10 protein-coding genes are annotated in these 15062 nt (G+C 70.5%); 3 read left to right on the forward strand and 7 right to left on the reverse strand.

Going from position 1 to position 15062, the window contains the following annotated elements:
• Positions 1 to 105 precede the first annotated feature (105 nt).
• Complete coding sequence (nrdR, locus tag OG522_RS10215; RefSeq protein ID WP_329462640.1) at positions 106 to 627, reverse strand: transcriptional regulator NrdR; 522 nt, start codon at positions 625 to 627, stop codon at positions 106 to 108.
• Between the two features lie 555 nt (positions 628 to 1182).
• Here nrdR and lexA point away from each other — a divergent pair.
• Positions 1183 to 1974: a transcriptional repressor LexA gene (lexA, locus tag OG522_RS10220; protein ID WP_329462641.1), complete on the forward strand. Its 792-nt coding sequence runs from the start codon at positions 1183 to 1185 to the stop codon at positions 1972 to 1974.
• Positions 1975 to 2149: 175 nt separating this feature from the next.
• On the opposite strand, the gene OG522_RS10225 is transcribed toward lexA, so the two are convergent.
• From OG522_RS10225 to OG522_RS10245, 5 genes are read right to left on the reverse strand one after another with little or no spacing between them, the layout of a single operon-like run.
• Positions 2150 to 4120 carry an ATP-dependent DNA helicase gene (locus OG522_RS10225; protein WP_329462642.1) on the reverse strand — a complete coding sequence of 657 codons (1971 nt, stop codon included), beginning with the start codon at positions 4118 to 4120 and terminating at the stop codon, positions 2150 to 2152.
• Between the two features lie 37 nt (positions 4121 to 4157).
• A complete protein-coding gene (locus OG522_RS10230; protein ID WP_329462643.1) occupies positions 4158 to 6071 on the reverse strand; it encodes an IucA/IucC family protein in 1914 nt (637 codons plus the stop codon).
• 60 nt (positions 6072 to 6131) lie between these two features.
• The gene (locus OG522_RS10235) at positions 6132 to 7031 is read right to left on the reverse strand and encodes a GNAT family N-acetyltransferase (RefSeq protein ID WP_329462644.1); all 900 of its coding nucleotides are present in this window, start codon (positions 7029 to 7031) and stop codon (positions 6132 to 6134) included.
• A 32-nt stretch (positions 7032 to 7063) separates the two neighbouring features.
• Positions 7064 to 8947: an IucA/IucC family protein gene (locus OG522_RS10240; RefSeq protein WP_329462645.1), complete on the reverse strand. Its 1884-nt coding sequence runs from the start codon at positions 8945 to 8947 to the stop codon at positions 7064 to 7066.
• Between the two features lie 37 nt (positions 8948 to 8984).
• Positions 8985 to 10382, reverse strand: coding sequence for a diaminobutyrate--2-oxoglutarate transaminase family protein (locus OG522_RS10245; protein ID WP_329462646.1), 1398 nt, complete (start codon positions 10380 to 10382; stop codon positions 8985 to 8987).
• 332 nt (positions 10383 to 10714) lie between these two features.
• Between OG522_RS10245 and OG522_RS10250 the strand changes: the two genes are divergently transcribed.
• Positions 10715 to 11938: a trypsin-like serine peptidase gene (locus OG522_RS10250; RefSeq protein ID WP_329462647.1), complete on the forward strand. Its 1224-nt coding sequence runs from the start codon at positions 10715 to 10717 to the stop codon at positions 11936 to 11938.
• A 171-nt stretch (positions 11939 to 12109) separates the two neighbouring features.
• Positions 12110 to 13279: a trypsin-like serine peptidase gene (locus OG522_RS10255; RefSeq protein WP_329462648.1), complete on the forward strand. Its 1170-nt coding sequence runs from the start codon at positions 12110 to 12112 to the stop codon at positions 13277 to 13279.
• A gap of 151 nt (positions 13280 to 13430) precedes the next feature.
• Here the strand turns inward: OG522_RS10255 and hflX are convergent, their stop codons facing one another.
• On the reverse strand, positions 13431 to 14933 hold the full coding sequence (hflX, locus tag OG522_RS10260; protein WP_329462649.1) for a GTPase HflX: 1503 nt from the start codon (positions 14931 to 14933) through the stop codon (positions 13431 to 13433).
• Between the last annotated feature and the right edge of the window lie 129 nt (positions 14934 to 15062).

Consider the following 15062-nt stretch of genomic DNA (forward strand, 5'->3'; position numbering starts at 1 on the left):
CCAAGGCACGGTGTTTGTCTGTTGCCACGGGCGCAGCAGAAGCGCACCCCTGGCAGGTCCTGGATTGCCGCCGATCGGCGACCGCGGGCCGGTACGGCCCCGTGGTCAGTCGGCAGCGGTGGCGGGCACGGGGACCTCGGGGGTCGCGCCGGCCACGCACTCGTCTGATCGGTCTGTGGGGGGCCGCCGCTCGCGGAGTTCCACGATGGCGGCCTCGAAGTCTTCGAGCGTGTCGAAAGCTCGGTAAACGGACGCGAAGCGCAGGTACGCGACGAGGTCGAGCTCCTGCAACGGGCCGAGTATGGCGAGCCCCACGTCATGAGTGGTCAGCTCGGCGCTGCCGGTGGCGCGCACCGCCTCTTCGACCCGCTGGCCGAGTTTGGCGAGCGCGTCTTCGGTGACGGGCCGCCCCTGGCATGCCTTGCGGACGCCGGAGATGACCTTGGTGCGCGAGAAGGGTTCAGTGACGCCCGACCTCTTGATCACCATCAGTGAGGCCGTCTCCACCGTCGTGAAGCGACGGGAGCAGTCGGGGCACTGACGACGCCGGCGGATCGACGTGCCGTCGTCGGTCGTACGACTGTCGACGACACGGCTGTCGGGGTGCCTGCAGAAGGGGCAGTGCATGGTTCCCAACCCTCCTTCACAGCACGACTGAATAGCCTCACCGGGCCCGAAACCCCACCCGCGAAGCGACCACAAGCATAGGCGATGGCCGGGGTCTTGAAGGACCATGGACCACAACTTCTGGGCGGCTACACCAATCCAACCACTAGATCTAGGGTTTTGCCGCCTGCCACGCCCTACCGCATGTCACTGGATCCCGCCCGCGACCCGGCACTTTCCGGCCGTCCACGAGATTACGGGAAGCGCGTGGCAGCCGTGGATCGAGGGGTGCCGGATGACAGACTGTGCGTCGCTGCACCGCCGTCGCAAGCGACGCGCGGCAGCCGCTGGAAAGGTCCCTGAGGGGAGGTCGCCAAGCGTCCGCCCCGGCGATGAAGGGTACCGTAATCGACCGAATTGCCGTTCGACGGGCCCCTAGTCCGGGACTCGCACATACACCCACCCGCAAGGCCACGTAACGCGTTCTGTATTTTTTCACTCGAACGTGTGTTTGGCGCAACCTTTCGAAAGCAACTACCGTTGTCCAGCTAGGGAGACCAATCGAGAGGGGCCGACGTGACCACCACCGCAGACAGTGCCACCATCACTGCCCAGGACCGCTCCCAGACCCGACTTGAGCCGGTGCATGCCATGAATGACGCAGTCACGAACCAGGGAGCGGAGGCCTCACGGCCTGCCCGCTCGCTGCCCGGCCGACCTCCAGGGATCAGGGCGGACAGCTCTGGGCTCACCGACCGGCAGCGGCGGGTCATCGAAGTCATCCGGGACTCCGTGCAGCGGCGCGGTTACCCGCCGTCGATGCGGGAGATCGGTCAAGCAGTCGGCCTCTCCAGCACCTCGTCCGTCGCCCACCAGCTGATGGCCCTGGAGCGCAAGGGCTTCCTGCGTCGCGACCCGCACCGGCCGCGCGCGTACGAGGTACGCGGCTCCGACCAGCCGAGCAGTCAGCCCACCGACACCACCGGCAAGCCCGCCGCCTCATATGTGCCGCTCGTCGGACGCATCGCGGCCGGTGGCCCGATCCTCGCCGAGGAATCGGTCGAGGACGTCTTCCCCCTCCCCCGCCAGCTGGTCGGGGACGGCGAGCTGTTCGTCCTGAAGGTCGTCGGAGACTCGATGATCGAAGCCGCCATCTGTGACGGCGACTGGGTCACGGTTCGCCGCCAGCCCGTAGCCGAGAACGGTGACATCGTCGCCGCGATGCTGGACGGCGAGGCCACGGTGAAGCGCTTCAAGCGCGAGGACAACCACATCTGGCTGCTTCCGCACAACGCCGCCTACCAGCCGATCCCCGGCGACGATGCGACCATTCTCGGCAAGGTCGTGGCGGTGCTCCGGCGGGTCTGACGACCACCGCCGGCTCTGACCGGGCCCCGGGACCTCCTGCGCCGGTCCCGGGGCCCTGCTCTGTCCTTGGGAGGGCCCCGCGAGCACGCCTGGGCGGGCTGGTGGTCCGGCCCAGGCTCCAGGCCTTACGAGCGGGACCTGCCGCACTACGAGCGAGGGCAGGGCCAGTCGGCCCCTACTTGCCGTCGGCCTTGGCCGCCGCGTCGATCGCGGCGAGCGAGCGTCGCGCCTGGTTACGGTCCGTGGTGTACCAGAAGTCGGGCAGTGAGGCCCGCAGATAGCTGCCGTAGCGGGCGTTGGCCAGCCGTGGGTCGAGCACCGCGACGACGCCCCGGTCTCCGGTCGCCCGGACCAGACGCCCCGCGCCCTGTGCCATGAGCAGTGCGGCGTGGGTGGCCGCGACAGCCATGAAGCCATTGCCGCCGCCCTGCTCCACCGCCTTCTGGCGGGCGCTCATCAATGGATCGTCGGGGCGCGGGAACGGGATCCGGTCCATGATCACCAGTTGGCAACTCGGCCCGGGGACGTCCACGCCCTGCCAGAGGGACAGCGTGCCGAACAGACAGGTCTTCGGGTCGGCGGCGAAGGACTTGATCAGCTCGCCCAGGGTCTCCTCGCCCTGGAGCAGGATCGGATTCTCCAGCCGCCCGCGCAGTTCCTCGGCGGCCGCCTGGGCGGCTCGCATCGAGGAGAACAGGCCGAGGGTCCGGCCTCCGGCCGCCTCGACCAGTTCGGCCAGTTCATCCATCATGTCGGCGCGTGAGCCCTCACGGCCCGGCGTGGCCAGGTGCTTAGCGACGTACAGGATCCCCTGCCTGGGATAGTCGAAGGGCGAGCCGACATCGAGGCCCTTCCACTGCGGCACGTCCTCGCCGCCGGTGCCCTCGGGAGCGAGGCCGAGCGAGGCGCCCACCCCGTTGAAGTCGCCACCCAGCTTGAGCGTGGCCGAGGTCAGCACGACCGACCGGTCCGCGAAGAGCTTCTCCCTCAGCAGGCCGGACACCGAGAGCGGGGCGACCCGCAGCGAGGCACCGAAGCGATCGTGGCGCTCGTACCAGACGACGTCGTACTCGGAGCCATTGGTGATGCGCTCCGCGACGTTGTGCACGCTCTCCACCATGGCGAGGGCCTGCTTGCGCACGGCGTCCTCGTCCTGGACGGACTTGTCGCGGGTGGATCCGATCGCGGAGATCACCGTGCGAGCGGCGTCGCGCAGCGCCATCAGCGCATAGCCCAGGTCCTCCGGAATCTCCTCCAGGCGGCCCGGCAGGGCGAGCTCCATCAACCGCTCGAAGCCCTCGGCCGCGGTCTGGAGCTGATCGGCCGCCTTCTCGTTGACCAGCTTGGCACTACGTCGCACGGCCCGGTTGACCTGACCCGGAGTGAGCTCGCCGGTAGCGACGCCGGTGACCCGCGAGACCAGCTCATGGGCCTCGTCGACGATCAACACCTCGTGCTGCGGGAGCACCGGAGCGCCCTCGATCGCGTCGATGGCGAGCAGCGCGTGGTTGGTGACGACGACGTCGGAGAGTTTGGCGCGCTCGCGAGCCATCTCGGCGAAGCACTCCGCCCCGTACGCGCACTTCGTCGCGCCCAGGCACTCGCGGGAGGACACCGAGACCTGGCCCCATGCCTTGTCCGATACGCCCGGCGTCAGGTCGTCACGGTCGCCCGTCTCGGTCTCGTCCGCCCAGTCCCGCATTCTGAGCAGGTCCTGGCCGAGCTTGCTGGTGGGCGCGGCCGACTCGAACTGGTCGAAGAGCCCCTCGTCCTCGTCCTGCGGCGCGCCCTCGTGGAGGCGGTGCAGGCACAGGTAGTTGGAGCGGCCCTTCAGCATGGCGAACTGCGGGCGGCGCCGCAGCAGCGGGTGCAGCGCGTCCACCGTGCGCGGCAGGTCGCGCTCCACGAGCTGCCGCTGGAGCGCCAGCGTCGCCGTGGCGATCACGACGCGCTCCCCGTGCGCCAGGGCCGGCACCAGATAGCCGAGGGACTTTCCGGTGCCCGTCCCGGCCTGGACCAGCAGGTGGGAGCTGTCGTCGACGGCGTCGGCGACAGCCGTGGCCATGGTGACCTGGCCAGGCCGCTCCACACCGCCGACGGCGGTGACGGCGGCGTGCAGGAGCTCGGGGAGTGAAGGCTTTGTCATAGCCAGTCCACCCTAAGGCTCGCCACTGACAATCCGATCACTCCGGCGGAGCGAGCGGGTTCGCGACCGTGCCGTGGACCGTGGCGTGCGGCCTCTCGGGGCGGTCCCGGTAGCCGTCGGTGTACAGACGGTTCCGGTTGAGGCAGAGCCGCTCGATCCGGGGGGCCAACAGGTCGAAGGCTTCGTGCCGGTCCTTGTCGTGCGGGAATCGCGCCTGGTGGCGCAGGATCTCGTCGCGCACGAGGGCCCAGAAGTCGGCCTCGGGGACGCCCAGTTGGTCCTCGCACAGGGGAGCCAGGAACCGGAAGACTCCCACGAAGAGCCCCGAATGAATGAATTGCGTGAGGAAGGAGGGCGCCTCGGTGAGCAAGATCCTCCGGACGTCTTCGGGCATCGAATCGTGTTCGGGCAGATGCTCGGCGCTCACATTGATGTCGTCCACGAAGTCCTTGATCGCCAGGCGCACGGGCACGTCCTGGTCGTCGAAGACGACGATGGCGTTTTCGCCGTGCGGCGAGAAGACCGTTCCGTAGCGGTAGAGGAAATGAAGGAGTGGCGGCAATAAGGCACCGAACAGGCGGCGCAGCCACACGTGGGGCGCGAGGCCGGAACGGCTGACGAGCTCGGCCGTGAAGGCGCGGCCCGCGGGGTCGGTGTGGAGCAGCGCGGCCAGCGTCCGGGCCCGCTCCCCCGGCGCCAGCCTCGGCTGCAACGGCTCGCGCCAGATCGCCCCGAGCAACTCCTTGTACTGGTAGGGGACTTCCCCGATGCGGTCGTACAGCGGATGCTCGACGGCGATCGAGGCCACCTCGCCGAGCAGGATCACCCGGCATTCGTCGCGCAGGAACGCGTCCGCCACGCACAGTCCCTGCACCCAGGTGGTGACTGCCGGGGCGGCGATGGTCCGTTCCGTGGGGAGCCCGCGCCAGACCAGGGTGTTGAGGATGGACAGCGGCAGTTTCACGGTGTGGCGATCGGGGCGCGCGAGGTTGAGGAAGGTGCGGATGGACTGTTGCGGCAGCCGTACGTCACCGTCGGTGGGGAGGGGCACGATGGCGTTGTCGGCGACAGCGGCGGCGAAGAGCGGAAGGATCATCTCGGTCCACTGCCAGGGGTGCACGGGCAGATAGAGGTACGAAGCCGGGTCGAGGCCCCGGGCCCGGAGCGCGTCGGCGAACGCGACCTGGACGGGTTCGTCGAGTTCGCGCGCGTAGAGCCGTTCCGGGGTGGCGAGCGCCTCGACGCCGCGGTAGGTCGCGATGTCCCTGCGGACCGCGATCCAGGGCAGCCGGCCCGGAATGCGGGCCTCCGGGTTCCAGCGGGCGGCGTCGTCGCCGGAGAAGCCGAGCCTGCCCTTGTTGAGTACGAGCCAGGGGTGCCCGGTCTGGTGGCCTTCCAGTTCCGCGTAGCCGAGGTCGGCGAGCTGGGCGGCCGACAGGGCGGTGGCTTGGAGTCGGCAGTCCGCGGAGAGCGTGGCGGAGAGTTCCCTGACGAGGTGGCCGAATGTGGCGCCGTCGATGCCGAGGGTTCGGCGGGCGAGGGCGAGGAAGCGGATCGGGTCACCGAGGGCCTCGCCGTCCGGGTGGGACCGGTCGTCGGGACCTTGCTCGCCCGGCTCTGCGCTGCGGCCGATCAGCCGGACCGAATCGGGGTCCACCTGCCAGCCGCCGTACGCGCCGCGCCCGGCCCAGAAGGACAACGTGCTGCCGTCGTCGAGGGAGAACCCGTACTGACCTGCTGTTTTCCCAGCCGGACCGGCGTTGTCAGTGGTGGGCCCTACCGTTGGTGTCACGATTTCCTCGTACGCGAAGGCACCGATCATCTTCGCGAGGAGGAGGCGGCCGGCGCGGTCCCAGGACGCGCGGTTCAGCTCGGGTGGGGCCAGCAGACCGGGCTGGGCTTCGGGGTCGAGGGGGCCGGCGGAGTCATGGGGAGAGGGAGGTTTCGGCACGGAGAGTCCTCGGGGTGGAACCGATGCGGGGCTGGTGGTGTATGCGGAGCGGCGAGGCGTTCACAGCAGGTTCCGCAGCGCGCGGTCGCGGACCATCAGGGCGGCTCGCTTGTCGGGAAGGTCGACTTCCGCGTGGAAGCGGAAGCCGGCACTGAGAAACGCGGAGACGGAGGGGGTGTTGCGCAGATCGGGTTCGGCGATCACGCGGGGACAGTGCGGGCGGTTGTCGATGATCAGGTCGGCGACGGCCCGGAGCAGGGTGGTTCCCACACCCCGGCCGCGGTCGGCGACACCGCCGATGAGCAGATGGACGCCGGTGTCGTGAGGCCTGGCCGGGTAGTGGCGGGCCAACGGGTCCAGATCCGCGCGGTAGATCTCCCAATAACTCATGGGAGTTGTGCCGAGGACGCCCAAGCAGGGCACGCTGCGACCGTCGCCGTCCAGCTGGGCACGCAGATGGGCGGCGGTGACGGACGCCTGCCCTGCGAGGTCCCAAAAGGCCGCCACGGCAGGGTCGTTCATCCACTGGGTGAGAAGGGGGAGGTCGCGTTCGAGACGTACGGGTACGAGATGGAACACGCCGACCGATGTGGTGGCCGGTGCCCAGTCGCCGGGGGAATCGAGCAGATCCTGCACGACGGGGTGCACGGTGGCCCGGCGGTGAGCACCGCCTGACAGCGGCCCGGGGGCGCTGCCAAGGCGAGCGCTGTCGGCGGCGAGAGGTTGGGCTGCGGCGGGATCCGCCGTGGCCGGCCGGGCGGCACCCGGGCTGCCGACGGGGCCGGACCCGCGGGGCTTGCCCGGCCCGGCCGGGGGCGAGCTGTCCGGTCCGGTGTCCGTGTCGCCGAACAGAGCGACCAGCTCGTCGGGCAGGTGCAGGTCCAGGGTGTCGTCGGCCGTCTCCCCTGCTGTGGGGGTCGGGCCTGCGCCGGCGTCGGTGCTCGCATCGGTGGGAGGCACGGCGACGCTCCTCTCTCAGCAATTCGTACGGGTCATGTTCCGGGGGTGTGAAGGGGGTTGGTGATGGTGACGTAGACCGACTGCGTGTCGACGGGGCCGACGAGTTCGTCCAGGCCGTGCAGCCGGGTCAGCAGGTTGGCCTTGCAGCGCAGGGTCGGGCTGTCCAGCAGGTGGGCGGGCAGGGGCGAGCCGAGGGCGGTGGCCCGGGTGAGGAACTGGCGCAGGGCGGCGAGCAGGACGCGCTCGTCGGCGAGGTGCTGGACGCCGAAGGCTCCGATGAGGCCGAGGACGTTGTTGATGCCGAGGTAGTAGGCGAAGCGCTCGTCGGTGACGGCGTCGGGGACGAAGGTGTCACTGACGGCGCCGATGCCGGGCAGCCGGTGCTCCAGGGCAGCGCGGTGGGACTCGCGGAAGTAGTAGCCCTGGTTGTCGCGGTATCGGCCGCCGATGGGCCAGCCGTTGGGGTCGAGCAGGACGATGGTGTTCTGCTGGTGGGCTTCGAGGGCGACGCCCGCGGTGCCGTCCAGCCAGAGCACGGGGCGTACGACCTGGTCGAGGTAGCGCAGGAACCACTCGGCGGAGACGGCCGTGGTGGGCCGGCCGGTGCGGGCGGCGAGCCGCCGCACGATGTCGGCGAGGCGCGAGGGCGTCCCGGGACGGCCCGGCATGGGGCGAGGCGCGGTGAGCCCGGCGATGCAGACGGCGTCGTCACCGGGGCCGAAGGGGTTGTGGCGGACCATGACGTCGAGCCCCGGGACCGGTTCGCCGTCCGGGGTGTCGACGGCGAGCCAGGCGGGATCGCGGACGATGTCGAAGCGGGGGTGGACGGACTGCCACTCCTCGGCGAGACCGGCCCGCAGCAGTCGGTGGACCTCCACCCCCCGGTGGAGTTCCTTACGGAGGTTCTCACGGCGGGAGTTGGTGATGCGTACACCCAGCGACAGCTTGAGCATGGCCTCGCCGCCCGGCCGGTGGACGGTGCGGACGGAGGAGGTGGGGTACCAGTCCCCGCCGTGCGGACCCAGGTCGTGCAGGAGTCCCGCATCGAGCAGTGCCGCGACGGCGGGGCGCTGCACGAGGTCGCGGGCCTGCCAGGGGTGCAGGGGCAACGGGGTTGTCCCGGGCGGGAGTTGGAGGCCGTCCGCGAGCCGGTGGGCCAGCTCCGGGGCGGCGATGGTGCGGCCGCCTTCCGCCCAGGCCGAGTCGGCGGCCAGGACGGAGGCGTCGACGGCCATCCAGCGCAGCGGGAAGGAGCCGTACAACTCGGGTGAATAGCGGCGCACTTCGGCCTCGGACAGGCCCTCGCGGCTCTTGGGGGTGGGGTGCAGCGGGTGGCCGAGAAGGAGGGACTGTTCGGCGGTGAGGAAGAGGTCGGCTGCTTCGTGGGGGCCGGGGCGGGTGCGTCGATCGGCGATGAAGTCGGCGGTGCGGCGTACGGAATCGGCGACCCGGCCCACCAGATCGGCGCCTTCGCTCTGGCCCGCCTCGCGTCCCAGGAGGGCGGCTACCGTGACGGCGTCGGCGGGCGGGGCACCGTGGCGGCCGCCCTCCAGGGACGGCCTGGCGAACCGGTGCCAGCCGGTGGCGGACCAGTACGGCACGGGCACCAGCAGGGCGGTGCCGCTGGCGGGCAGGGGAATGCGCAGCGCCGTCCCCTGGGGCGCGGCGGTGTCGTTCTCCCGCACCCAGCAGCGCAGCAGGTTCTCCACGGCGGCCGTTTCGGCGGCGGCCTGCGGATCGGGGGCGTCGAGCGGGTCGGCGGAGGTGAGCCCGGAATCGTCGGGGGCGGTCAGACGTTCGCCGTGGATCCCCGCCTTCTGGTGCGGCACCGTAGTCGGCTCGGCCACCAGCGGGCCGCAGTGGGCGATGGGGTGGCCCTCGGCCTCGTGCGCGTCGGGCACGGGAGTGGGATTCACGGAGGTCTTCCTTGGGAGCTCGTGTGGTGGTCCAGGGTCAGTGGGACGGTCCGGCCTCGGCCCGTTGGCGCGCGACGGCCCTCGCGTGCGGGGAGCCCGCGGCGGCGGCCAAGGCATCGGCGAGCCGGTCGAGGACGGCCGTGGCCTGTTCGTCGGTGAGCGTGAGCGGCGGCAGCAGGCGTACCACGCTGGAGTGGCGGCCGCCGAGTTCGACGATGAGCCCGCGCCGCAGGCACTCCTGCTGGACCGCGGCGGCGAAGGCCGGTGCGGGTGGCGGCGGGTTGCCGGAGCTGAGGTCCTCGCGCTCCGGGTCTACGAGCTCGACGCCGATCATCAGGCCGCGGCCCCGTACGTCGCCGATACAGGGGTGGTCGGCGGCGAGCCCTTCCAAGTGGCCCAGCATCCGGGCGCCGAGGACGGCGGCCCGGTCGGCGAGCCGGTTCGCGCGAACGTACGCGAGCGTCGCCGTGCCGGCCGCCATGGCCAGCTGGTTGCCGCGGAACGTTCCGGCGTGCGCGCCCGGCCGCCAGGCGTCGAGGCCGTCCCGGTACACGATCACCGCGAGGGGCAGCGAGCCGCCGATGGCCTTGGAGAGCACCATCACGTCGGGCACCACCCCGCTGTGGTCGACGGCCCAGAAGGTGCCGGTGCGCCCGACTCCGGTCTGCACCTCGTCGGCGATCAGCGGGATGGATCGGCTCGCGGTGATCTCGCGCATCCGGCGCATCCAGACGTCGGGGGCCGGGATCACCCCGCCCTCCCCCTGCACCGGTTCGAGGATCATCCCGGCCGGTGCGGGCACCCCGCCCTTGGGGTCGTCGAGGAGGTTCTCGGTCCAGCGGGCGGCGATTTCGGCCCCGCGCTCGCCGCCGATCCCGTACGGGCAGCGGTAGTTCTGCGGATAGGGCAGCCGCGTCACCCGTACGTCCGGGGCGCCGCCGGAGACGGCGAGGGCGCCGGCGGTCATGCCGTGGTAGGCGCCGGCGAACGCGAGCATCCCGGTACGGCCGGTGGCGGTGCGGACCAGTTTCAGGGCGGCTTCCACCGCGTCCGTGCCGGCCGGTCCGCAGAACTGGATGCGGCCGTTCTCGGCGAGTGGGCGCGGCAGGGTGGCGAACAGTTCCGTGGTGAAGGCGTCCTTGACCGGTGTCGCGAGATCCAGGATGTGCAGCGGCGCGCCCGAGTCGAGGACCTTGCGGATGGCTTCGAGCACCACGGGGTGGTTGTGCCCGAGCGCCAGCGTCCCGGCTCCGGAGAGGCAGTCGAGATAGCGCCGGCCGTCCGCGCCCTCGATCGTCAGCCCGCGGGCCCGCACCGGCACGATGGGCAGCGAGCGGGCATAGGTGCGGGCCGCCGACTCCCGGAGGGACTGCCGTCGCAGGATGCCCTCCTGGGTGGTGGGCAGCGCCGTCGGAGCTGGTTGGGTCACGGACACGGCTGCTGGTCCTCCCGCTGTGACGGTTCCGTTTCGCGTCCGTTGCGTGGCGCGTACGCCCAGGCTGAACGCTGTCCTGATGTCCCCCGTACGTACCAACGACGCCGCCATCGGAGGATCACGGCCTGACGGGAAGTTCCTTGCCCCGGGGCAAGGTTCGCCTTACCGGGGCGCCCGAAGGTCCGGCGGGAGGGAACCGCGGCCCTGCCGCGTACCGTCCCCTCCGGCACCGGCATAGTGGGGGCGGCACTGAGGCACCGTCCTGCGGTGCCGCTGTTTCGAGTTCAGAAGACGAAGACGCTGTGATGACGAAGTCCCAGGGGGAATACGACATGCGACCGACACGCCCGACACCCGCCGTGCGTACGGGGAGGGGAGCGCGTCGCGGGGGCACGCCCGTGCTGGCAGCACTCGGCTTGGCGGCAGCCCTCGCGCTGACGGCCACCGCGTGCGGGCCCGGCAACTCCGTCGCCGACAGCAAGCCGTCGGCGTCGGCGGCCGCGAGCGGCAACGACAAGCTCCAGATACCGGACGATGTCAAGGACCAGCTCAAGAAGCACGGGATCGACCTGGACAAGTGGAAGAACGGCGAGTGGAAGAACTGGGACAAGGACACGTGGCTTCGTGAGGCGAAGGACTATGTCAACCCGGTGATCGCCGGCCTGTGGGACCCGGACCGGATGCGCAAGGCGGACAAGCCCCCGGAGAAGGCCGTCCCCAATGACATCTCGGGCGACAAGGGCGTGACGGACCCGACGCCGGCTCCCGTCAAGGCCGCCGGTGTGAAGGCTCCGTACCACCAGAGCCTTCCGGAGCTGGGCAAGCTGTTCTTCGACAGCCCCGAAGGCTCCATGGTCTGCTCCGCGACCGTCGTGAAGGACCCGGCGCACCCCGGCAAGTCCAACATGGTGTGGACCGCGGGCCATTGTGTGCACGCGGGCGCCAAGGGCGGCTGGTACCGCAACATCGCCTTCGTCCCCTCTTACAACAGCTCCGACCTGCCGATGGCTCAGCTGCAGAAGGCCACCAAGCAGCAGATCGCTCCGTACGGTGTCTTCTGGGCCGACTGGGCGCAGACGTCGCAGCAGTGGATCGAGGGCGGCGGCCCGACCGGCGGCCAGGGTGCTCCCTACGACTTCGCGGTGCTGCACGTGACGCCGGAGAAGGGCTCGAACGGCAAGTCCCTTGAGGAGACCGTCGGCGGCGCGCTTGCGGTGGACTTCAACGCCCAGGCCGTACCGAAGATCGGCGCCATGACGGCCAACGGCTACCCGGCCGCGCCCCCGTACGACGGCCAGAAGCTGTACCAGTGCAAGGACCAGCCCGGCCGGCTCTCGCTGGATGCGAGCCTGCCGACGATGTACCGCATCGGCTGCACCATGACCGGCGGTTCTTCCGGCGGCGGCTGGATCGCCACGGGCTCGGACGGCAAGCCGTCGCTCGTCTCGAACACCTCCATCGGCCCGGTCACGGCGGGCTGGCTGGCCGGCCCGCGCCTGGGCAAGGAGGCCAAGGGTGTTTACGACTCCGTGAGCACCAAGTACGCGGGTCAGTAGACGTTGCGGGGGTCCTGTGAACGCCTGGACCCCCGTTCGTCCTCCCTGTGCCGAGCAGGCATAGTAGGGGGCTGCGCGGTGGGCGGCCGTGCACACGTCCGCCCACCGCAATGACAAGTTCATGGCAAAACCTGTCCTCGTCGGGCAGGCTCATCAGGGGGAATCGTTCTCATGCGATCCATACGTCCGTTGCTGGCCGCTTCCGGCCTCGCCGCGGCTCTCGCGCTCACCGCCACCGCATGTGGCCCCGGTGGCGACAACGCGGACAGCAAGCCGTCCGCCTCGGGCTCCGCCCAGGCCAAGGGCGACGCAGCCTCTCCGGCCGACCTGGCCGACACCCTCAAGAAGCACGGGGTCGACCTCTCCAAGTGGAAGGACGGCGGCTGGAAGAACTGGGACAAGGACAAGTGGCTTCGTGACGCGAAGGACTTCGTCAACCCGGTGATCGCCGGCCTGTGGAAGCCGGAGCGGATGAAGTCCGCCAAGGACCCGCAAAAGACGATGGCGGCCGGTGACGTCAACGGCGGTACGGGCATCTCCGACCCCGAGCCCGCGCCCGTCAAGGCCGTCCAGGAGAAGCTGCCCTACCACGACTTCGCAGCCCCGGTCGGCAAGGTCTTCTTCGACTCCCCCGAGGGCCCCATGGTGTGCTCGGGCACCGTCGTGAAGGACCCGGCCCACCCGGGCAAGTCCAACATGGTGTGGACCGCGGGCCACTGCGTCCACCAGGGCGGCACCGGCGGCTGGTACCGCAACATCGCCTTCGTCCCCTCGTACAACGACCAGGGCAAGTCGGCCGCGGCGCTCAACAACGCGCAGCCGCAGGAGATCGCCCCCTACGGCGTGTACTGGGCCGACTGGGCCTCGACGTCGAATGAGTGGATCAACGACGGCGGCCCGACGGGCGGCACGGGCGCACCGTACGACTACGCGGTTCTGCACGTGAAGCCGGAGAACGGCGGCAAGTCTCTGGAGGAGACGGTCGGCAACGCGCTGACGGTCAACTTCTCCGCCCCGCGGGCCAAGTCCGTGGCGACCATGGGCGCTTGGGGCTACCCGGCGGCGCCGCCGTACGACGGTCTCCAGATGTTCAAGTGTCTCGACCGTCCCGGCCAGCTCTCCATCAGTCCGGGCACGCCCGCCATGTACCGCATCGGCTGCACCATGACGGGCGGCTCCTCCGGCGGCGGCTGGTTCATGAACGGCCCCGACGGCAAGGCGCAGCTGGTGTCCAACACGTCCATCGGCCCGGTCACTTCGGGCTGGCTGGCCGGCCCGCAGCTCGGCGCCGGCGCCAAGGCGCTCTTCGACTCGATGAGCTCGAAGTACGGCGGTCAGTAACACCCGGCCCCGGATACGGCTCCGGATACGACGCGAGGCCCGCTCCCTCCTTCGAGGGGGCGGGCCTTGCGTCGTACACACCTTGCGCCGTGCGGTCCCGCGTCAGCGGAGCCGGCCGCGTGCGGCCTGCCGCTCGGTCGACGCTCGTCCTTCAGTGCGCGGCCGGCACATAGGGGGCCAGCTCGGCGGCGAGCACCTCGTGCACCCGCGCCTTGAGCAGGGTGCCCTCCGCGGTGTGCTCCTCGGAGATCACGTCGCCCTCGGCGTGCGCCCGCGCGACCAGCTGCCCCTCGGTGTAGGGCACCAGGGCCTCGATCTCGATCTCAGGGCGCGGCAGTTCGGAGTCGATGAGCGCGAGCAGTTCCGCCATGCCTTCGCCCGTGCGGGCCGAGACCGCGATGGAGTGCCGCTCGATCCGCAGCAGCCGCTGGAGCACGACCGGGTCCGCCGCGTCCGCCTTGTTGATCACCACGATCTCGGGCACGTTGACGGCGCCCACATCGCGGATCACCTCACGCACGGCGGCGAGCTGCTCCTCCGGCGCCGGATGCGAGCCGTCCACGACATGCAGGATCAGGTCCGAATCCCCGACCTCCTCCATGGTGGAGCGGAACGCCTCGACGAGGTGGTGCGGCAGGTGCCGTACGAATCCGACGGTGTCCGCCAGCGTGTACAGCCGCCCGCTGGGCGTCTCGGCCCGGCGCACCGTCGGGTCGAGGGTGGCGAACAGCGCGTTCTCCACCAGCACGCCCGCGCCCGTGAGGCGGTTGAGCAGCGAGGACTTTCCGGCGTTGGTGTAACCGGCGATGGCGACCGAAGGCACCTTGTTGCGGCGCCGCTCCTGGCGCTTGATCTCGCGGCCGGTCTTCATCTCCGCGATCTCACGGCGCATCTTCGCCATCTTCTCGCGGATCCGCCGACGGTCCGTCTCGATCTTGGTCTCACCGGGACCACGGGTGGCCATACCGCCGCCACCGCTCGACCCGCCGCCGCCCATCTGCCGGGACAGCGACTGACCCCAGCCACGCAGCCGCGGCAGCATGTACTGCATCTGTGCCAGCGAGACCTGCGCCTTGCCCTCACGGGACTTGGCGTGCTGGGCGAAGATGTCGAGGATCAGCGCGGTCCGGTCGACCACCTTCACCTTGACGATGTCTTCCAGGTGGATCAGCTGGCCCGGACTGAGCTCACCGTCGCAGACCACCGTGTCCGCGCCGGATTCGAGCACGATGTCCCGCAGCTCCTGCGCCTTGCCGGAGCCGATGTAGGTGGCTGGGTCGGGCTTGTCGCGGCGCTGATAGACGCCGTCGAGCACCAGGGCCCCCGCCGTCTCGGCGAGGGCCGCGAGCTCCGCGAGCGAGTTCTCCGCGTCCAGGAGCGTCCCCGTGGTCCATACGCCGACCAGCACCACGCGCTCCAGGCGCAGCTGCCGGTACTCGACCTCGGTGACGTCTTCGAGCTCGGTGGAGAGGCCCGCCACGCGCCGCAGCGCGGCACGCTCGGAGCGGTCCAGCTGGTCGCCGTCCCGCGCTCCGTCGATCTCGTGGCTCCAGGCGACGTCCTCTTCCATCAGGGCATCGGCCCGAAGGCTCTCCGTGCGGTGTGTGTCCGCGAAGCTCTGCTCGTCCTGGGAAGGGGATGAAGAGGAGGTCATTGGATCCTTTACGTCGTTGGAATTCCGGACCGGAGTCCCCCGCGGGAAATCCGGCTTCGTCGGTCACAACGCGTAATGGACCCGAATGATTCCCGAACGGAATCCGGCCCCGGCGGCGCCGCCGACGTG

Origin of the sequence: Streptomyces sp. NBC_01431 (assembly GCF_036231355.1) — a bacterium.
Taxonomy (GTDB): Bacteria; Actinomycetota; Actinomycetes; order Streptomycetales; family Streptomycetaceae; genus Streptomyces.

Bases quoted from the DNA above. Each gene is read 5' to 3' on its own strand.
- nrdR (WP_329462640.1), bottom strand. From the start codon at position 627: ATGCACTGCCCCTTCTGCAGGCACCCCGACAGCCGTGTCGTCGACAGT.
- OG522_RS10225 (WP_329462642.1), bottom strand. From the start codon at position 4,120: ATGACAAAGCCTTCACTCCCCGAGCTCCTGCACGCCGCCGTCACCGCC.
- OG522_RS10255 (WP_329462648.1), top strand. From the start codon at position 12,110: ATGCGATCCATACGTCCGTTGCTGGCCGCTTCCGGCCTCGCCGCGGCT.
- hflX (WP_329462649.1), bottom strand. From the start codon at position 14,933: ATGACCTCCTCTTCATCCCCTTCCCAGGACGAGCAGAGCTTCGCGGAC.
- OG522_RS10250 (WP_329462647.1), top strand. From the start codon at position 10,715: ATGCGACCGACACGCCCGACACCCGCCGTGCGTACGGGGAGGGGAGCG.